This window comes from Corallococcus macrosporus DSM 14697, assembly GCF_002305895.1.
Lineage (GTDB): Bacteria > Myxococcota > Myxococcia > Myxococcales > Myxococcaceae > Myxococcus > Myxococcus macrosporus.
Map to the genome: position 1 here is coordinate 2,314,527 of NZ_CP022203.1, position 18,465 is coordinate 2,332,991.

15 protein-coding genes are annotated in these 18,465 nt (G+C 72.2%); 6 read left to right on the forward strand and 9 right to left on the reverse strand.

Annotated elements, in window-relative coordinates; translation table 11 throughout:
* The first annotated feature begins 95 nt into the window (after nt 1-95).
* The 6 genes from MYMAC_RS09870 (at nt 96) to MYMAC_RS09895 (ending at nt 6,347) form a co-directional block, all read left to right on the forward strand.
* A complete protein-coding gene (locus tag MYMAC_RS09870; protein ID WP_204817488.1) occupies nt 96-1,292 on the forward strand; it encodes an RsmB/NOP family class I SAM-dependent RNA methyltransferase in 1,197 nt (398 codons plus the stop codon).
* Between the two features lie 108 nt (nt 1,293-1,400).
* Complete coding sequence (locus MYMAC_RS09875; RefSeq protein WP_095957920.1) at nt 1,401-2,312, forward strand: S66 peptidase family protein; 912 nt, start codon at nt 1,401-1,403, stop codon at nt 2,310-2,312.
* Nucleotides 2,309-3,490 (forward strand): serine hydrolase domain-containing protein, encoded by a 1,182-nt coding sequence (locus MYMAC_RS09880; protein WP_095957921.1) that lies wholly within the window; start codon nt 2,309-2,311, stop codon nt 3,488-3,490. Before MYMAC_RS09875 ends, MYMAC_RS09880 begins: the two co-directional genes overlap by 4 nt.
* Complete coding sequence (gene mpl / locus MYMAC_RS09885) at nt 3,483-4,955, forward strand: UDP-N-acetylmuramate:L-alanyl-gamma-D-glutamyl-meso-diaminopimelate ligase (protein ID WP_095957922.1); 1,473 nt, start codon at nt 3,483-3,485, stop codon at nt 4,953-4,955. Before MYMAC_RS09880 ends, mpl begins: the two co-directional genes overlap by 8 nt.
* A 1-nt stretch (nt 4,956) precedes the next feature.
* Complete coding sequence (locus MYMAC_RS09890) at nt 4,957-5,514, forward strand: TlpA family protein disulfide reductase (RefSeq protein WP_095957923.1); 558 nt, start codon at nt 4,957-4,959, stop codon at nt 5,512-5,514.
* A gap of 11 nt (nt 5,515-5,525) precedes the next feature.
* Complete coding sequence (locus tag MYMAC_RS09895; RefSeq protein WP_095957924.1) at nt 5,526-6,347, forward strand: inositol monophosphatase family protein; 822 nt, start codon at nt 5,526-5,528, stop codon at nt 6,345-6,347.
* Here MYMAC_RS09895 and MYMAC_RS09900 read toward each other — a convergent pair.
* From MYMAC_RS09900 to MYMAC_RS09940, 9 genes are all read right to left on the reverse strand, one after another.
* Entirely contained in the window at nt 6,344-6,958 is a 615-nt protein-coding gene (locus tag MYMAC_RS09900; RefSeq protein WP_095961550.1) for a polysaccharide biosynthesis/export family protein, read from the reverse strand. The two genes, MYMAC_RS09895 and MYMAC_RS09900, sit on opposite strands and share 4 nt — an antisense overlap.
* Before the next feature lie 24 nt (nt 6,959-6,982).
* The gene (locus tag MYMAC_RS09905) at nt 6,983-8,248 is read right to left on the reverse strand and encodes a hypothetical protein (RefSeq protein ID WP_095957925.1); all 1,266 of its coding nucleotides are present in this window, start codon (nt 8,246-8,248) and stop codon (nt 6,983-6,985) included.
* A 111-nt stretch (nt 8,249-8,359) separates the two neighbouring features.
* Nucleotides 8,360-8,971, reverse strand: coding sequence for a hypothetical protein (locus MYMAC_RS09910; protein ID WP_095957926.1), 612 nt, complete (start codon nt 8,969-8,971; stop codon nt 8,360-8,362).
* Nucleotides 8,972-9,010: 39 nt separating this feature from the next.
* Nucleotides 9,011-9,457 carry a cyclic nucleotide-binding domain-containing protein gene (locus tag MYMAC_RS09915; protein ID WP_095957927.1) on the reverse strand — a complete coding sequence of 149 codons (447 nt, stop codon included), beginning with the start codon at nt 9,455-9,457 and terminating at the stop codon, nt 9,011-9,013.
* A 38-nt stretch (nt 9,458-9,495) separates the two neighbouring features.
* On the reverse strand, nt 9,496-10,839 hold the full coding sequence (locus tag MYMAC_RS09920) for an AgmX/PglI C-terminal domain-containing protein (protein WP_095957928.1): 1,344 nt from the start codon (nt 10,837-10,839) through the stop codon (nt 9,496-9,498).
* Between the two features lie 4 nt (nt 10,840-10,843).
* On the reverse strand, nt 10,844-11,116 hold the full coding sequence (locus tag MYMAC_RS09925) for a hypothetical protein (protein WP_013938533.1): 273 nt from the start codon (nt 11,114-11,116) through the stop codon (nt 10,844-10,846).
* A 7-nt stretch (nt 11,117-11,123) separates the two neighbouring features.
* Nucleotides 11,124-12,590 carry a tetratricopeptide repeat protein gene (locus MYMAC_RS09930; protein WP_095957929.1) on the reverse strand — a complete coding sequence of 489 codons (1,467 nt, stop codon included), beginning with the start codon at nt 12,588-12,590 and terminating at the stop codon, nt 11,124-11,126.
* Nucleotides 12,591-12,724: 134 nt separating this feature from the next.
* The gene (locus tag MYMAC_RS09935) at nt 12,725-16,033 is read right to left on the reverse strand and encodes a tetratricopeptide repeat protein (RefSeq protein WP_239989457.1); all 3,309 of its coding nucleotides are present in this window, start codon (nt 16,031-16,033) and stop codon (nt 12,725-12,727) included.
* Nucleotides 16,033-18,465, reverse strand: a complete 2,433-nt coding sequence (locus MYMAC_RS09940) for a tetratricopeptide repeat protein (protein WP_095957931.1) — start codon at nt 18,463-18,465, stop codon at nt 16,033-16,035. The genes MYMAC_RS09935 and MYMAC_RS09940 overlap by 1 nt, the downstream gene beginning before the upstream one ends.

Sequence of the window (18,465 nt, forward strand, 5' to 3'; positions counted from 1 at the left end):
TCTAGAGAATGGTGCCCGCTCTGTCAACAGTCCCTTTTGATCCGTTCTCCCGGCTCCGCCTCCAGCCCTGGTCCGCACTCGACGGCCTGGGGCCCGTGGCGGCCGATTCCATCGCCCAGGTGCTCGCCGGCTCCGCCGCTGAGCGCGTGCTCGACCGCACTCTGCGTGACCACCGCTCCCTGACCCGCGAGCAGCGCCAGGCCCTCAAGGAGGCCGTCTTCAACGTCGGGCTCTGGCGGCGCCGCCTTGGCTTCCTCCTGGGGCGGGACGACGCCGCGCCTCCCTTCCTCCTCCACGCCCTGCTCCAGGGCCTCGCGGGCGTCCCCGCCTCGGAGGCCGCCGCCCTGGCCGGGCTGGGGGAGGGGACGCCGCCCCCCTTGGTGTCGGCACCGCCCCCCTCGCTCGCGCTCCGGGCCTCCCTGCCGGACTGGCTCGCGGACCACTTCGCCCGGGAGTTCGGTCCCGAGGCCGATGACTTCTGCGCCCACCTGAACGTCCCGGGCCCCATCACCCTCCGGGCCAATGTCCTGCGCAGCTCCCGGGAGGCCCTCGCCGAGCGCCTCCGCTCCGAGGGTGTGGAGACGCGCCCGGGGCCCTGGAGCCCGCTGGCGCTCCATATCGAGGGGCCCCGGCCCAACCTCTATGGGCTCCGCTCCCTCCAGGAGGGCCTGTTCGAGGTCCAGGACGAGGGCAGCCAGCTCCTGGGGCTCATCGTGGGGGCGCAGCCCGGGGAGACGGTGCTGGACCTCTGCGCCGGGGCGGGCGGGAAGACGCTTCAGCTCGGCGCGGACATGAAGGACTCGGGGCGGCTCCTGGCCTATGACCCGGACCCTGAGCGGCTCGACCGGCTGCTTCAGCGCTCCGCCCGGGCACACCTCACCCGGGTCCAGGTGCTCCGGAGCCTCCCCGAGGGGCTCGACGCGGACCGGGTGCTCGTGGACGCGCCGTGCTCGGAGCTGGGCTCCCTGCGCCGGGGGCCCGACCAGCGCTTCCGCATCCAGCCGGAGGTGCTCACCCGGTTCCCGGCGCTCCAGCAGGACATCCTCCAGCGCGGGGCCCACCGGGTGCGTCCCGGCGGGCGGCTCGTCTACGCCACCTGCACCGTCAACCGCGCGGAGAACGAGGACGTCGTCGCCACCTTCCTGGCGTCCCGCCCGGACTTCCGCCTCGCGCGGCCCGGGGCGGGGTGGCTCCCCGACGTGTGTCTCCGTGACGGCTTCCTCTTCGTCGCGCCGCACCGGCACGGCACGGACGCCTTCTTCGCGGCCGTGCTGGAGCGGTCGGCAGGGTAGGGGCGGGGGCGACAGGCGCTCGCAGTGTCCGTGTTCCGACGGACGGGAGAACTCAACGCTTCTCCCGTCCGGGCCGCGAATCACCGTGCCCCTCCGCCCCCGGGTGCTATGAAGCGCACCGTGCGCTGGCTCAAGCCCCTCCCGCTCCGTCCTCGCGACGCCGTGCATGTCGTCGCCCCCTCCGGGCCCTTCGACCGCCCGAGCTTCGAAGCCGGCCTGGCCGTCATCGCCGAGCGCTACCGCCCCACCCACACCCCCGACCTCTTCGCCGCCCACCGCTACCTCGCGGGCGACGACGGGCGCCGGGGCGGGGAGCTGTCGCGCGCCCTGCTGGACCGGGACGCCCGCGCCATCTTCAGCGCTCGCGGTGGCTACGGCAGCGCCCGGCTCCTGCCGGACCTGCCCTTCGCGGACGCCTCGCACGCGGCCTTCGTCGGCTTCTCCGACCTCACCTCCGTCCACGGCGCACTCCAGGCGCTGGGCCGCGTCTCCTTCCATGGGCCCGTCCTCACGCAGCTCGGCCGGCAACCTCCCGCGGTGCGCGAGTACCTGTTCCGCCTCCTGGAGTCCCCCGAGGCGCCGCCCCCGCTGACGGGCTCGGCCACCTACGTGCCCGGCATGGCGGAGGGGCACCTCGTGGGCGGCAACCTGTCCGTGCTGTCCCGCCTCATCGGCACCCCGTACCTGCCGCCGCTCGACGGCGCGGTGCTCCTGCTGGAGGACGTCACCGAGCGCCCGTACCGCATCGACCGCATGTGGACCCACCTGCGCCTGGCGGGCGTCTTCTCCCGCGTGCGCGGCATCGTCCTGGGCGACTTCACGGGCTGCGAGGAGAAGGGCGCGGACTACACCAGCGCCGACGTGCTCCGGGAGCTGGCTCGCGAGGCGGGCCTCCCGTGCGCGGCGGGCTTTCCCATTGGCCACGGTGACCTCAACTACCCCGTGGCGCTCGGCACGCAGGTCCGCCTGGACGCGGACGCCGCGCGCCTCACCTTCCTCGAAGGAGCCGTGCTCGCATGAGTGGCGGTACGCACCCCATCGCGATTCTGCAGAAGGTCCTCGATGACGCCTGTGGCATCGGCGTCTTCCCCGCGGCCCAGGCCGTGGTGCTGCACCGGGGCGTCCAGGTGTTCGGCGGCGTCGCGGGCAACGTCTCCGGCGACACCCGCTTCGACCTGGCCTCGCTCACCAAGGTCCTCAGCACCACCTCGCTCTTCCTCCGCCTCTGGACGGAAGGGAAGGTGGGCCCGGAGACGCTCGTCTCCCGCTACTTCCCGGGCACGCCCGCGGGCGACGCCGGCGTCACCGTGGCGGACCTGCTCTACCACCGCTCCGGCCTGCCGCCCTTCGTGCCCTTCTTCGCCCAGGCGCTCACCGCGCACCCCGAGTTGCTGGACGCGGACTGCCCCTCCGCCCTGCGCGCCCGCGTCCGGGACGAGGTCATCCAGGCCGCCGCCGCCACGCCGCTCGCCGCCGAGCCCCGGACGCGCGCCGCCTACAGCGACGTGGGCTTCATCCTCCTGGGCGAAATCCTCTCGCGGGCCGCGGACGCCTCGCTGGACACGCTCTTCTCCCGCCACGTCGCCGAGCCCCTGGGCCTCAGCGCCCGCTTCCACCGCCTCACCGACTTCCCCGCGGACGCCATGCCCGCGCCCACCGGCGCCACCCGCCCGCGCGAGCCCGCGCCGGGCCAGGAGGGGCTGTGGAAGGACGTGCCCACCCAGCCCACGCGCCCGGGCGAGGTGGATGACGACAACGCCTGGGTGATGGACGGCGTCGCCGGGCACGCGGGCCTCTTCGGCACCGCCGTGGACGTGGCGCGATTCGGCCAAGCCGTGCTGGACGGCTGCGCGGGCGGGGCCGTCATCGCGCCGGGGCCTTTGTGGCACCGCGCGCTGGCCACGGACCCGATGGTGGCGGCCAGCACCCGCTCCATGGGCTTCGACTCGCCCTCCGAGGGCGTGTCCAGCGCCGGGCACTACCTGGGCGACACCCCGCCGGGCGCGGTGGGGCACCTGGGCTTCACCGGCACCAGCCTCTGGGTGGACCTGCGCCGCTCGCTGGTGGTGGCGCTGGTGACGAACCGCGTGGCCAACGGCCGCCAGGAAACGCGCATCCGGGATTTCCGCCCGCTCTTCCATGACTTCGTCGTGGAGGCGCTCGGGCTCACCGAAACGAAGCAGGGACACCATGGCTGACGACAACGGAAACGTCCTCGACACCCTCGAACCCGGCAGCGTGCGCCGCATCCACCTGGTGGGCGTGGCCGGCACGGGCATGGGCTCCTTCGCCGGCATGCTCAAGGCCGCCGGCTACGACGTCACCGGCAGCGACGAGAACGTCTACCCGCCCATGAGCGACATGCTCCGGACCTGGGGCATCCCCGCCTCCACGCCGTACCGTCCGGAGAACCTGGACGCGGCGAAGCCAGACCTGGTCATCATCGGCAACGTCATCCGCCGCGTGAATCCCGAGGCCACCGCCGTGCGCGAGCGGGGCCTCAAGCAGATGAGCTTTCCCGCCGCGCTGGGCTCGCTCTTCCTGGACCGCTCGCACTCCGTCGTCGTGGCCGGCACGCACGGGAAGACCACGACGTCCTCGCTCATGGCCCACGTGCTGGTGGCCGCGGGCAAGGACCCGTCCTTCCTGGTGGGCGGCGTCACGCAGAACTACGCGGGCAACTACCGCGTCGGGAAGGGCCCGCACTTCGTCGTCGAGGGCGACGAGTACGACACCGCGTACTGGGACAAGGGCTCCAAGTTCCTCCACTACCGGCCGCGCACCGCCATCCTCACCAGCGTGGAGTTCGACCACGCGGACATCTTCCGGGACTTGCCGCACTACGAGGCCACGTTCGACAAGTTCGTCCGGCTGATTCCCCAGGACGGGCAGCTCGTCGTCTGCGCCGCGTACCCCAACGCGGTGAAGCTGGCGCGCGAGGGCTGCCCGGGGCGCGTGGCGACGTACGTGGCGAAGGAGGGCGCGGACGCGGACTACACGCCGCGGAACCTGTCCTTTGGCCCCGAAGGCGCCCGCTTCGACGTGGTGGCCCACGGCAAGCCCCTGGGCACGGTGCAGCTCCCCATGGGCGGCGCGCACAACGTGGAGAACGCGCTGGCCGTCATCGCCGCGGCGCTGGGCCTGGGGCTCAGCTTCGACGAAATCGCGCAGGGGCTGGCCTCCTTCAGCGGCGTGAAGCGCCGGCAGGAGCTTCGCGGCGAGCCCGACGGCGTCATGGTGATTGACGACTTCGCGCACCACCCGACGGCGGTGCGGGAGACCATCGCGGCCATCCACCACCGCTACCCGCAGCGGCGCCTGTGGGCCGTCTTCGAGCCGCGCTCCAACACCAGCCGCCGCAACATCCACCAGGAGGACTACGCCCACGCCTTCCCCGGCGCGGCCCGCGCCAGCCTCAAGGTGCCCGAGCGCCACGACAAGGTCCCCGTGGGCGAGGAGCTGGACGTGCGCAAGCTCGTCGCCGACCTCCAGGCCCAGGGCATCCCCGCCGAGGGCGCCACGGAGGTGCAGGCCCTGGTGGACCTGGTGGCCCAGGAGTCCCGCCCCGGTGACGTGCTGCTGGTGATGAGCAACGGAGCCTTCGGCGGCTTCATCGACAAGGTGCTCGCGGCCCTCTCGGCTCGCGCGCAGAAGGGAGCCTGACATGCCGCGCCTGCCAATCGCCGTCGTCGCTGGAGCGCTCGCGCTGTCCGGCTGCGCCAGCCACCCGCCCATGCCGTCCACCGTGGCGGATGGGCAGGGGGCTTCGCAGCGCGGCGGGCTCAAGGGCTCGGAGGCGCTGGACTTCCAGGTGAAGCGCTACCCGGGCGGCGAGCCGTATGACCTCGCCTCGGACCGGGGGAGCGTGGTGGTGCTCGACGTGTGGGCCACCTGGTGCGAGCCGTGTAAAGACGCGCTGCCGTACTACCAGGACCTCGCGAACGAGTACGCGGACCAGGGCTTGAAGGTCTACGCGCTCAACATCGACGAGGACCCGCGCGCCATCCCCACCTTCCTGGAGGAGACGAAGGTGACGCTGCCCGTCCTCATGGACGAGAACGCCCAGGTGGCCGAGCGCACCCTCAAGGTGCGGGGCATGCCCACCACGTACTTCATCGACCGCAAAGGCGTGGTGCGCCACGTCCACGAGGGCTTCGCCGAGGAGTTCCTCGCGAAGTACCAGACGGAGCTCGAGGCGCTGCTCGCCGAGCCCACCCCGTAGAGGAGAGCGTCATGTCCCAGGACTCGCCCGAAAGCCTGCGCCGCACCGCCGAGGAGGGCGCCCGGCTCGCCGGCCGCATCCTCGCGGACCGCTTCCTGGGCGAGCGCACCATCGAGTTCAAGGGCGGCATCGACCTGGTGACGGACGCGGACAAGGCCTCCGAGGAGGCGCTGCTGGCCTTCATCCGCGAGCGCCACCCGGAGCACGCCATCCTCGCGGAGGAGAGCGGCGCCACGCAGGGCACCGACAGCCTGCGCTGGCTGGTGGACCCGCTGGACGGCACCACCAACTACTCCCACCGCGTGCCGCACTTCTGCGTCAGCGTGGCGGTGGAGGGCCCCGGCGGCGTGCTGGCCGGCGCCGTCCATGACCCCATGCTGGACGAGCTGTTCTCCGCCGCGCGTGGGCAGGGCGCCACCCTCAACGGCCGCCCGCTGCGCGCCAGCACCGTGTCCACCTTGGACCGGGCGCTGCTCTGCACGGGCTTCCCCTACGACGTGCGCGAGCGGCCGGAAGGGCCGGTGGGCCTCTTCACCCGCCTCATCCTCCACGCGCAGGGCATGCGCCGCACCGGCAGCGCCGCCATGGACCTGGCCTACGTGGCCGCGGGCCGCTTCGACGGCTTCTTCGAGTTCGGCCTCAAGCCCTGGGACATCGCCGCGGGCTCGCTGCTGGTGGAGGAGGCGGGCGGCGTCATCCGCCACATCTCCGGCGCCCCCTTCGACGTGCTGCGCGGGGACGTGATTGCCTCCGCGCCCGCGCTGGCCCCGGCGCTGCTGGCCGAGGCGAAGCGCTTCGTGGACGGCCTGCGCGAGCAGCCTCCGCGCGGCTAGAAGAAGCTCTCCGGCACGAAGACGATGTCGCCGGGCTGGAGCATGAAGTTCTTCTCCCGCCCCACGCCGATGTCCTCCACGGGCACGCGAATCTTGCGCTCCTGCCCGTCCACCACGCGCGTCACCAGCGTGTTGTTCTTCGCCGCCAGCTTGGTGAAGCCGCCGGCCAGCGTAATGGCCTGGACGATGGACATCTCGTTGTCCACGGGGAAGGTGCCCGGCTTCTGCACCTCGCCGAAGACGAACACCTTCTGCGAGTTGTACTCGCGGATGAGCACCGACACCTGCGGGCGCCGCACGTACCGCGCCAGGCAGTCCCGCAGCAGGTCCGCCGCCGAGCTGGGCGTCGTCCCCGACAGCGGCACCTTGCCGCACAGCGGGTAGTCGATGGTGCCCTCGGTGGACAGGCGCCAGGTGCCGGAGTGCTCGGGCTCCTGGAAGACGCGCACCTCCACCAGGTCACCCGGCCCCAGCGTGCCGCCGGTGGAGCGCGCGGTCTGCGCCTCGGCGGCGGGCGTGGGGGCGGGTGGTGGCGGCCGCTGCGACGTGCCGAAGCAGGCGGGCAGCGCCGCGAGGGCCAGCACGGTGAGGGCGGTGCGGAAGCGCTTCATCTCCAGGTGGGGCGGCACGCGCACTCAGTACATCACGGAGAGGCGCGCGTACCCCTCGTGCCGCGAGTAGTTGAGGCCGCCGCCATCCACCGAGGAGGCACGGCGGCCCAGCATGTAGCCGGCCGCGCCCTTCAGCCACGGGGAGAACTGGTACTCCGGGCCGACATTCACGCCGATGACGGTGTCGCGCCGGCCGCCGTCGAAGCGCAGGAAGTCCACCGCGAGCCCGGCGGCCACCGTCAGCTTGCCGCCGAAGAGGGCGCGCACCTCGCCGTAGCCCCGGTTGTCCGTGAAGAAGTTGTAGGCCGCCACCGGCTCCAGCGTGCGCAGGTAGCCCGCCTTGAAGCTCAATGTGGGGCTGTAGAGGTAGGTGCCCTCCAACTGCCCCAGGAAGGTGCCGCCGCCGGTGCTGCCCAGGTTCTGCCCCCAGCCCGCCTTGGCCGTGACGGCCACCTTGGGGGACACGAGGCCCGCCACGCCCGCCATGGCGCGCAGCAGCGAGGCGCTGGGCGTGACGTCGTTGAAGTAGTCGCGCACGTCCAGGTGCGCGTCCAGCACCACCGCCGTCTTCGGCAGGAAGCGCCAGCGGCCCTCCGCGCCCAGGCGCAGGTTGCCGTAGTCGAAGCGCTCCACCGCGGCCGGGTCGCACACGCTCTCGGTGCAGCCGATGGGGCTCACCGAGCTCAGCGGCTGGAAGAACTCCACCGCGTAGGCCACGCTGGGAATCAGCTCCACCGCGCCGCCACCGGGCCGCCACGGCGCCCGCACGCGGGCTTCATTGAAGAGGCTGAGCACGCCCACGCCCACCGCCGCGGTGCGCGTGCGGTCCGAGCGGGCGAACTGGTCCGACACCTCCACCGACAGCGGGGCGTCCGGGTTGAAGCGGGCGTTGAGGTCCGCCGCGCCCTCCATGCGCGAGGCCGCGCTGGAGTTCTTCGTCACCAACCCGGTGTACATCACGTAGTCCAGGTTGGCGCCCAGGTTGAACGCCAGGGTGGAGGACGGGATGTCCAGCCGGAAGCCGGGCCGGAAGCGCAGGGCCACGTCGCTCGACAGGTTCGCGGAGACGGGGTCGCTGTTGGGCTCCGGGTTGGTGGTGGGCGAGAAGTAGCCCACGCCGCTGTCCAGCCGCGTCTCCAGGTCGAAGTAGGGGTGCAGCCGCCCGTTGCCCACCTTGAAGCCGTTGCCCCCGGAGGGCGGCGCCGCGATGCCCTGGGCCCAGGCCGTGCCGCCCAGCGCGAACAGCGCGAGCGCCCCCAGTCGTCCCCAGAATGTCGCGGGCTGCTTCATGGCTCAGGAGGGCTTTCCAGGTGGGCGGGGTCGGCCCTCCCACCCTTCATGCTGGCGACCGGCGGCGTCATAACACGCGTGTCAGACTGGACCGAACGTTTGTTGGCGGTGCTACCGGACGGGGCTGGCGGGAGGTGGGCGCACGAGGAGGAGGTCGGGTGCGAGGGGACGGCTGGGGTCTCCCCCGGGGAGGTTGTTGGGCTCTTCCACCTCCACGAAGAGGTTCTCATCGGTGCGGAAGGCGAGCTGGCCGATGCACTCCTCGGCCTCGGCGCGGAGCTGCGCCACCTTCTGCTGGGCGATCATCACCTTGGTGTACTCGTGCTCGCTGGACGAGGCCTCCTGGCGGGACACCGCCTCCTGGAGGGACACGTCCGCCTGCTCGGAGATGCGCAGCAGGCCCTTGATTTGCGTGAGCTTCTCGTTGGCGCAGTTGAGCTTCACCACGTCCCGGGTGCGCCGCGCCTCCTCCACCTTCCCCAGCACCGAGCGCAGCACCTCGCGCATGCCGCCCAGGGCCTGCGTGCTGCGCACCAGCTTCGCCGAATCCGGCACGTCGCTGGCCTTCTCCAGCGCCGCGGTGGCCGCGGGAGGGGCGGGCGGCGTGGCGGGGGACGGACCTTGTGCCGTCGCCATGCCGGCGGCCAGGACGGCAATCAATCCGACGGTTCGCTTGCGGCTCACGATGCCGCAGAGCGTAGAGCCGGGGGTGGGGGGTGTCAAACCAACACGAGGGCAATGAAAGTCGTTCTGGCTGACTAATCATGCCTTCTGGGCGAGGCGCACATTGGCCTCTCGCAGACGGGCAGACAGGCTCCTGGCGATGTTCACCACGATGAAGGTGAAGCCCTCTCCGTGTGTCCTCCGGAACTCGCGGAGGTCCTGCGCGCTGAGCTGAAGCAGCTCCACCTCCGTCTTCGCCCGCACGGTGGCGGAGCGGAACTCCTTGTCGATGAGGCCCATCTCCCCGAAGAACTCGGGCGGGGACAGCACCGCGAGCGGATGCAGGCCGCCGTGGGTCTGGCGGCGGGCGACCTCCACCTGGCCGCGCACGACGACGAAGAGGCTGTCCCCCAGGTCGCCTTCCTCGAAGATGACGTCCCCGGTCGCGAAGTGCCGCGCGCGCGCCAGCTCGGCGAGGCGGGTGAGCTCCGCGGAGGAGAGCATCTCGAAGAGTGGCGACGAGGCGATGACGGACAGCTTCTCCATGGTCCCCCCGGGCCCGGGCTGGTGCTCCCCAGCGGAGCCTAGCCCGCCGGCGCGAAGACGAAGGGGTAGGAAACGGCCGTCTCGTCGTCGGGTTTGAAGGGAAACACCCAGCTCCGGATGGTGGTGCGGATACAGCTCCCCACCGCCTCGCTGCCCAGGGTGTTCTCCTCGATTTCAATGTCCCCCGCGCGGCCGGACGTCTTGATGGTGAAGCGGACCACCACCTTGCCCTTGAGGCGGGGGTTGCGCTTGAGCTCCTTCTCGTAGCAGCTCTGGATGGCGGCCTTGCGCGCGCGCACGTAGCGGGCCAGCGCGTCCCGGTCCACGTCGGCGCTCTCGATTTCGGGCGCGGCGTCCTGCACGCGGCCCTTCACCACCGCCTCCTTCTTGTCGCCCAGGTCCACCTTGCCGCCGCCCTGGGTGCCGATGGCGCCAATGTCCGTCACCGTGCCGGTGCCGCCGCCTCGCGGGCCACCCGCGGCGCCCACCGAGGCCTCGCGGGCCACGCCCACGCCGCCCGCGCCCGCCAGGGCCTCGGCGATGTCACCGCCGCCGCTGGCCCCGCCCAGCACGTCCGCGAAGGCGCCCTGGCCTCCGCCGCTGTTGGAGCCCAGAATCTTGAGCAGGCCCTTGCCGGAGACCTTCTTCACCACCTCCGCGCGGCGCTGCTGCGCGGCGTCACCGGCGGGCTTGCTCTCCGAGGGCGCGTCCTCCTTGGGCGCCGCTTCGGGCGTGTCGTTCCTGGGCGCCTCCGCGGCGCCGGTGTCCGCCGGCCTGGGGGCCTCCACCGGGCGCTGGGGGATGATGGCGCGCACGAAGCGGTCATCCAGCTCGTCCAGCTCCAGCTCGGCCACCTGCGGCGTCTCCGAGGTGATGATGAGGGCGGCGCCGGAGAAGTGGACCAGCAGCGAGGCGGCGAGGATGCCGAAGAAGACGCGGTCCATCGTCTTCCACCGGCTGACCATGACGTCCGCGGGCAGCACCGGCTTCGCCTCTTCGGGCGGCGGCGCGACGAACTGGAAGAAGAGGGTGGCGTCCCCCAGCTCCACCTTGCCGCGCGCGCTCTCCTGCAAGGGCAGGACGTGGAGGTCACCGCGGCGGGTGGCCAGGCCCTGCTCGCGCAGGGCGTCGAAGTCCACGTCGGACGAGCCCAGGTTGACGCGGCCCTTCATGCCCGGCGCGATGACGAGCTGGAACTGCTGGTTCTGGTGCTCCAGCAGGGCGAAGCGGGCGGGCCGGCCCTCGGCCGCGGGCAGGACGATGGTGTTCTTCGCGTCGTGGCCGATGGTGACGGCTTCGCGGCGGACGTGGTGCTCTTCGACGATGCGGCCGTTCTGGATGACGCCGACGCGGAGCAGCTTGTTCTGCGAGGTGGCGGCCATGGGGCTAGAAGGGTTCCTGTTCCACGCTCTTCACGACCTTGGGCACGAAGCTCTCGGTGCGGCTGAGGTCGTCGAAGCTCAGGTTGGAGCGCTGGAGGATGTACATGGCCTGGGGCTTCTGGATGCGGCCTTCGACGGTGATGGCCTCCAGGCGGATGACCTTGCGCGGGGCCTTCTTCGTGGACGGCGGGGCGCTCCCGGAGGAGGCCTGGTTGGCGTCCTGGGCGAGCACGGGCGCGGCGGCGAGCAGCACGATGAGGGCGAAGGCGGTGCGCATGGCGGGTCTACTGGGAGTCGGTGGTGAGTCTATCCGAGCCGGCGGGCACCGGGGCAGCCGGCGCGCCGTCCGGTGACGGTGCCGGGCTGGGTGGAGCGGAGGTGGTGGAAGGTGAGGCGCCAGGCGCCGCGACCTGCGTGCCCGGCGCCTGCTTGGACACCGCGGGGGTGGGAGGTGTTCCCTCGGGAGGCTGCGCTTCGGCGGCTTTCTGGGCCTCGGCGGCCTTGCGGAGCTGGTCCTTCCGTTCGCGCTCCAGCCGCCGCTCCTCGCGGTCCATCAGCTTGCGCGTGTCCTTCACGTACTGGGGGACGCGGTCGTCGCGCCCGCCGCGCGCCTGGTAGTTGTCGAAGTGGGTGAGGACCGTCTTGTAGCGCTTCAGCGTCTCCATCCCCGGCGGCTCCACGTCGAGGTAGAGGATGGCGAGGTTGAAGTACGCATCCGCCGCGCCGGGCATCAGGAGCAACACCTGTTCGTACTCGGCGCGGGCGCGGGCGAAGTGGCCCTGGCCCCGGTAGGCGTTGCCCAGGTTGAGGCGGGCGGAGGCGAAGTCCGGCGCGGCGCGCACCGCGGCCTCCAGCTCCGTGACGGCGGCCGTGTAGTCCTGGGCCTCGTTGAGCATGGCGCCGAAGTTGTTGCGCGCCTCCGCGAAGTCCGGCCGCAGCCCGGCGGCCTCCTTGAAGGACTCCATGGCCTGGGGGCGTGCGTCGAGCGCGAGGTACACCAGCCCCAGGGCGTTGTGCGTGGCCGCGTCCTTCGGGTCGATGGCGCGCGCGTTCTCCAGCACCATGCGCGCCAGCTCGTGCTTGGCCTCGCGGTAGTAGACCTGCGCCAGCACCTGCATGGCGCGCACGTGCCGCTCGTCGCCCTTCAGCGCCAGCTTGGCCTCCGCTGACGCGCCGGCGTGGTTCTTCGCCTGGAGCAGGGTGATGGCCAGCGCGGTGTGCAGCGCCACCGAGTCCGGCTGGGATGACAGGCGCTCGCGCAGCTCGGCCTCCAGCTTCGCCGTGCGCCCGGTGCGGCCGTACAGGCGCGCCAGGCAGTCCCACGCGGACTGCTGCTCGGGGGCCACCTCCAGCGCCTCGCGGTACGAGCGCTCCGCGTCCGCGGCCTTGCCCATCCGCTCCTGGACGATGCCCAGGTTCGTCCACGCGTAGTCCAGCGTCGGGTCCAGCTCGACCAGGGTGCGCAGCGCCGCCTCGGCCGCGGTCAGCTCACCCCGGCGCGCGATTTCGACGGCCTCGGCGAAGTCGCGCTCGGCGCCGCGCGGCGCGTCCGGGCGGGCCAGTCCTGGGGACTCGGTGGCCTTCGCGTCCGGCGGCGTCGCGGCGGTGGTGCCTACGGCCTCGGCGGAGGGCGGCGCGGTGGCCTCCTCGGGCGTGGGCCGGAGGGGGGCGGGCCCGGTGGCGCACGCGGACAGCCAGAGGCTGGCGGCCAGCATGGCCGAGGTTCGCGCGAGGGCACGAGGCAGTGCCATCGCAGGGTTCGCATCGGCGCGGGACCGCGTCACGGAGGCGCGGGAGCCAGGCCGCATCGTGGATGCAGGCGCCTCGGCGGGGGGCCGCGCCACGGCGGAGGTCGCATCGGCGCGAGAATGACGCGGGCCAGGGCTCACTTCGTTCCCTCCCCGGACAGGCGCGGGCCCTCTTGGGGCGCGGTGCGCACGGGCCCGGTGATGCTGCCCACCAGCCCGTCGGGGTAGGTGGCGTCCGCGGCCAGCGCCTGCTTGGGCTCCTTGAGCACGGGGTACTCCTTGGGCCGGAAGCGGTTGAGGGCCTCCAGGGTGCGCCGCGTCCACGCGTTGGTGAGGCGGTTCCTCCGCGCCTCGGCCAGCGTGGCGGCGTAGCTCTCCACGGCGGCCTCTTCCAGGGACGTCGTCTGCTGGACGAGCGCGTCCTGGTAGACGACCACCGCCTCCTCGCCCATCCGCTTCACCTCGGTGGGGACGGGCGTCTCGATGATGGTGTTGGCGAAGCGCTCCAGCGCATGGCCCCGGCGGTAGAGCGCGGCCAGCGTCCACTCCAACTGCTTGTACAGGAAGACGCGCGCGTAGGCGTTGTTGACGGACTTCACGCCGTTGCGCTTCGCGGTGAAGCTCCGCTCCAGCGCCTTGCCCTGGCCGCCAATCTTCAGCTTGTCGAACTTCTGGAACTCCAGCTCGGCGAGCTGGAAGCGGCTGTAGGCGGCGGCGTCCGCGGCCAGCGGGTGCGTGTCCGGCTGGAGCTTGCGCCGGTCGAACTCCGCCGCGGAGCGCTCCCAGGCGCGCTGGGCCTCGCGCGTGCTGCCCAGCTTCTGGTGGGCGTCGCCCATGCGCCGGTGCGCGTCCACCACCAGCTCCACCTGGCCGGACTGCGAGGCGAACTTGCGCACGAACTCCTGGAGCGCGCGGACCTCGCCGCGGGGGTTGCCCTGCTTCTCGTAGATGATGGCGGCGCGGTACTGGTTCTTCGGCGCGTCCTCCGCCTTGGGGAACAGCTCCGCGTAGCGCATGAAGGCGGCGGCCGCCTCCGGGTAGCGCTGCTGGCCCTCCAGCAGGCGCGCGGCGTTGAAGAGCGCGGCCTCCCGGTCCTTCGACGCCGGGTAGTCCTTCACCAGCTTCTGGTAGCTAATGACGGCCTTGTCGAAGTCGTAGGAGTTCTCCGCGTTCACCGCCACCCGGAACAGGGCCCCGCCCGCCAGCGGGGACGCCGGGTAGTCGCGGTAGATGCGCTCGTACAGCTTCAGCGCGGAGTCGAAGCGGCGCGTGTTCTCATGCGCCACGGCGGCGTTGTTGAGGGCCTTGTCCGCGAACTCGTGGCGGGGCGACTCGTCCACCAGCTCGATGTACTTGGCCGCGGCCTCCTCGTACTTCGACTCGGCCATGAGCTGGTCGGCCAGCTTGAAGCGGCCGGCGAGCTTGAACTTCACGAGCTGCGCGTGCAGGTCGCTGGCCGGGTCGATGACCTTGTCGTTGCTGGCCAGCCGCGCGCTGACGGCCTCCACGCTCCGCCAGTCCTCGTCGATGAGGTAGGTCTCGATGGTGAGGTTGGTGGCGTAGCGGGCCACCTCGTGGCTCGGGTACGTCTGGATGATGGCCTCGAAGCGGCGGCGCGCCTCGGGGAAGTCGTCGTGCGTGTAGTACAGCTCCGCGGCCTGGTAGGCGATGCCGGGCGCCTTCTCTCCGGCGGGCAGCAGGGCCACGTACGCGTCGGCGGCGGCCACCAGCTTCTGCTCGGTGGGCGCGAAGGGGCGGGGTGTCACCTGCTGGCCCTGGGGGCGCTCGCTGGAGCGCAGCGGCTTCGACGCCGGCACCGTGCCCGCCTGGACCTCCAGCGCGAGCTGCTTCTGCCACGCGAGCACCGCGTTGAGGGCCGCGTCCGGGCGGTGCTTGTTGGCCGCGTCCGTGTCGCGCACTTCTTCATAGGCGCGCGCGGCGGCGGTGAACTGGAAGGCGTTGTAGAGGCACTCCGCGTAATAGAAGCGCATGTCGCCCGCGCTCTTGGTCCGCGGGAAGCGCTCCAGGTACGTGCCATACGCGCGCGCGGCGACCTCGAAGGCGCCCTTGGCCTGCTCGAACCTGCCCTCCTGCTTGAACACCAGCGCCTGCTGGTGGTGGTAGGTGGCGCTGCCGTAGAGGCTGCGCTCGGCCAGCGCGTTGGCGCGGTTGAGGGCCGCCGTGTCGCCCTTGTTCTTCTCGTACCAGGCGCTGCCGGGTTGGTAGAGGCTGGCCAGGGACTCGGACTCGGCGAAGGACAGGCCCAGCAGCCTGTCTCTCTCGTAGGCCTGGACGATGCGCTGCTGCACCAGGGGCGCGTCCGGCGCGTCCGGGGCCTTCTGCAGCACGCGCCGGTAGGCCTCGATGGCGGGCGCGTGCTTCGTCTGGTCGAAGTAGACGTTGCCCAGCCGCTGGTACACCTCGGCCTCGTAGGGCTTCGGGCCACGCTCCGCGAAGAGCGCCTCCGCCCGGGCGATGCCGCCCCAGGTGTCGTCCGCCAGGGAGATGGCCACGTACTGGAGCGCTTCCTCGCGCAGGTCGCCGCCCGCCGTCGCGTCACCCCTGGCCACGCGCTGGGTGTCGTAGAAGTCCACCAGCGTCAGGAAGGACGCCACCGCCGGCTCGAAGTGGTCCATGCGGTAGTACGTCCAGCCGAGCTTGTAGAGCGCCTTGTCGTAGAGCGGGTGCGCGGTGTCGCGCGTGGCGGCCTCGTAGGCCCGCGCGGCATTGGGCAGGGCCCGCGGGTCCTCGTAGTTGTCGAACCAGTGCTCGCCGATGCGCACCCAGGACTCGGTGGCGAAGCGGCTCCGCGGATAGGTCGCGATGAGCTGCTGGTACGCGTGGAGGCTGTCCTCGTACTGGTCCTGCTTCTCCAGGCAGTAGGCCAGCAGGTACCAGGCGCCGTCGTTGAGGCGGTAGTCCGGGAAGGTGGCCAGCAGCTTGCGGTAGAGCGCGATGGAGGGCGCGTAGTCCACGCGCGGCTCGGTGGGGAACTCCGCGTCCGGGTTCTGGTCGTGCGCCTCCAGCCGCTCCGCGTAGTCCTTCATCGCGAGCAGGTGGTCGTCCGACGAGCGCTCGTAATACAGCTCCGCCAGCCGGAACATCACGTCCGGGGTGAAGCGCGGCTCGTTGGGGTAGCGCCGCAGGAACTCCTCGAAGCGGGCGATGGCGTCCAGCCGCTCGCGGCGCTCCTGGGCCTCCAGGTCCTTGATGCGCTGCTCGTACGAGGCCGCCAGCGCGCCACGCTTCTGCTCGTAGCGCTGCTCCACCAGCTCCTGCACCTCGCGGTGGAACTCGCGGGACTCGGACTCGTAGAGCTCCAGCGCCTGGCTCACCTCCTGGAACAGCGCCTCCTGTTCGGGCGTGCGCCCCAGGCCCTGGAGGTAGGGGGAGGCGGACGCGGGGCCACTCACGGCGAGCAGCGCGGCGAGGAGACGGGCGCGCATCACTCCTTCACCTCGGACAGGACGTCCTGGAACTCGGCGTCCAGCTCGCGCAGGGCCTCGTCCTTCTGCATGGAGAGCGTCTGGATGGCGGTCGTCTTGTCCTGCTTCTCGTTGAAGGCCACGTCCACCAGGCCCACGTCCGCCTTGAGCACCAGGTCGTAGAACTGCTGCCGCACGCGGCGGACGCTGTCGTAGGCGACGCGGCCCATGAGCTGCCGGGCGTCGCCGGACACGGCGGCCAGCTCCGCCTCGTAGCGCTCCAGGCGCTGCTGCTCGGCCACGACCTTCTCGCGGATGACGCGGCCCTGGCGCTCCAGCCGCTCGCGCACCACGGCCCGGGCCGCCGTCACGCGCCCGCGCATGCCGTCCAGCCGGCCGCGCGCGGCCTGGGAGCGCCGCAGCGTGGCCACGGCGTCCGCGTCCGCCCGGGGCTCCGCCGCGGCCAGGAGCGCGTGCTCGCGTCGCAGGGCGTCCGCGTAGGCGGCGCGGAGCTCGCGCTCTCCGGCCAGGGTGGTGTCCACGGCGTTGCGCTCGTCCGCGAGCCGCGCGCGCACGGCGGTCAGCTCCGCCTGGAGGTCCTTCAGGGTCTGGACCTCGGCCTGCAACTGCAGGAGGAACTCGCGCTCCTCGTCTGGCGGGGTCCGCCGGTGGGGCCGCGAGTCCTCCACCCACTTGCGCACCGAGGCGGCGATGGCGTGCAGCGACTGGACCTCGAAGTCCAGCCGGTGTGTCTCGAGGTCCACCTCGTCCACGCGGCGCTGCATCCGCTCGCGGCGCGCTTCCAGGGCCTTCAGCGTGGTGGGCAGCGCGGAGAAGCGGCGCTCCAGGGCCTCACGCGCGGCGCGGGCCTCCGCCAGCCGGGCCCGCTCGGCGGGCGTGAGCACGCCCTCCAGCGCGAGCGTCTCCACCCGTACCAGCTCCGCGTCGGCCTGGGCGAGGGCGGTGTCGACCGCGTCCGCGCGCGTGTTGGCTTCCTGCAGCTCCGGGAAGGACTCCAGGCCGCGCGTGTCCAGGGCATCGAGGATGCGCCGGGCGATGGCCGCGGCCTCCTCCCGGCCCCGGCGGCTGCTGTCGAGCTCCTCCACCATGCGCACCGCGTCCTCCACCTCGCGCTGCGTGGTGGCGTACTTCAGCGCGAGGGGCGTCAGCGCCGAGCGCATGTCCAGCGGGCCATCGGTGCGCACCAGCAGCTTGTCGAAGTACGCCACCGGGTCGGTGTGGGAGCCCAGCAGCGCGTCCACCTGCTCGCGCGCGGGCCGGAAGATGTCGATGACGCGGGTATAGGTGTCGGTCGCCTCGTCGTAGCGGCGCAGCTTCTGGAGCAGGTTGCCCTGGAGGATGCGGCCTTCGGACGCGAGCTGCGAGTCGGGCGCCACCAGCACCAGGATGTCGAGGGCGTTCTTCGCCTGCTGGTAGTCCCCCTGGCGCACGTGGACCCAGGCGGATTCGTACAGCGAATCGGGGAAGGACTCGCTGTCGCGCGGCACCTGGCCGTAGTGGTCCAGCGCCTCGTCGAAGCGGCCCGTCTCGTAGAGCAGCCGTCCCAGCGACATCAGCGCCAGCTCGCGAACGCGGAGGGCCTGCTCCTCGGGCGTGGGGGTGGAGCGGCGGGGGCCCGTCTTGCCCGGGGCCACCTGCGCGGCCTGGGCCGAGGGCGGCGTGGCGAGCTGCTGGAAGCGGGTGATGGCCGCGGGGAGATCGCCTTCCTGCACGGACAAGACGCCCAGGTGGTAGGCGGCCTGGAAGCGGAAGGGGCCTTGGGGGGACCTCGCCAGCGGGGTGAAGGCGGCGCGGGCCTGGGCGATGCGGTCCGCTGGGGACAGGTCCGTGCGGCGGAACAGCCACTTCGCGTGGACGTAGGCAATCTCCGGAGGGAGCTGCCCGCCGGACAGGGCCCGGGCCCGCGCCACGTACTCCTCGATGCCGTCGTAGTAGTTGAGCCGGCCGGCCACCGTCAGGTAGCGCGACAGCGCCTCGCGGTAGTGGCCGGAGCTGGAGGGCAGGGCGAGCAGCTCGCGCAGGTACATGCGCGCGCCGATGTCGTTGCGCTGCTCCAGGAGCGCGTCCGCCAGGTAGAAGAGCGCGTCCGGGTAGCGCGGATGCGCGCGGAAGCGCGGGTCGCTCACCAGGTCGTAGAAGAGGACGGAGGCCGCCGGCCAGTCGCCCAACTGGTAGTGGATTTCGCCGTCCGAGTAGCGGCGCGCGAGGGCTTCGTCGTCATCGGGCTCGGCGCGCTGGGTGTACTGCGTCTCCACGGAGTGGAGGTTCTCCTCGGCGCCGCGCAGGGCCTGCTCCACCGCGTCCAGCCGTGGCGACAGGGCCGCCGCGGTCGGGCGGGGCGTGGGCGCCTGCACGGGCTGCTCGGCGGCGCGGACGACCGCCGGCCCCAGCAGGGCCGCCGCGAGAGCGAGGGCGCGGAGTGACGCGTTCAC

Coding starts and splice junctions, on each gene's coding strand:
- MYMAC_RS09905 (WP_095957925.1), bottom strand. CDS start 8,248: ATGAAGCAGCCCGCGACATTCTGGGGACGACTGGGGGCGCTCGCGCTG.
- MYMAC_RS09925 (WP_013938533.1), bottom strand. CDS start 11,116: ATGCGCACCGCCTTCGCCCTCATCGTGCTGCTCGCCGCCGCGCCCGTG.
- MYMAC_RS09935 (WP_239989457.1), bottom strand. CDS start 16,033: ATGCGCGCCCGTCTCCTCGCCGCGCTGCTCGCCGTGAGTGGCCCCGCG.
- mpl (WP_095957922.1), top strand. CDS start 3,483: ATGGCTGACGACAACGGAAACGTCCTCGACACCCTCGAACCCGGCAGC.
- MYMAC_RS09930 (WP_095957929.1), bottom strand. CDS start 12,590: ATGGCACTGCCTCGTGCCCTCGCGCGAACCTCGGCCATGCTGGCCGCC.
- MYMAC_RS09875 (WP_095957920.1), top strand. CDS start 1,401: ATGAAGCGCACCGTGCGCTGGCTCAAGCCCCTCCCGCTCCGTCCTCGC.
- MYMAC_RS09920 (WP_095957928.1), bottom strand. CDS start 10,839: ATGGCCGCCACCTCGCAGAACAAGCTGCTCCGCGTCGGCGTCATCCAG.
- MYMAC_RS09895 (WP_095957924.1), top strand. CDS start 5,526: ATGTCCCAGGACTCGCCCGAAAGCCTGCGCCGCACCGCCGAGGAGGGC.
- MYMAC_RS09915 (WP_095957927.1), bottom strand. CDS start 9,457: ATGGAGAAGCTGTCCGTCATCGCCTCGTCGCCACTCTTCGAGATGCTC.
- MYMAC_RS09890 (WP_095957923.1), top strand. CDS start 4,957: ATGCCGCGCCTGCCAATCGCCGTCGTCGCTGGAGCGCTCGCGCTGTCC.
- MYMAC_RS09880 (WP_095957921.1), top strand. CDS start 2,309: ATGAGTGGCGGTACGCACCCCATCGCGATTCTGCAGAAGGTCCTCGAT.
- MYMAC_RS09900 (WP_095961550.1), bottom strand. CDS start 6,958: ATGAAGCGCTTCCGCACCGCCCTCACCGTGCTGGCCCTCGCGGCGCTG.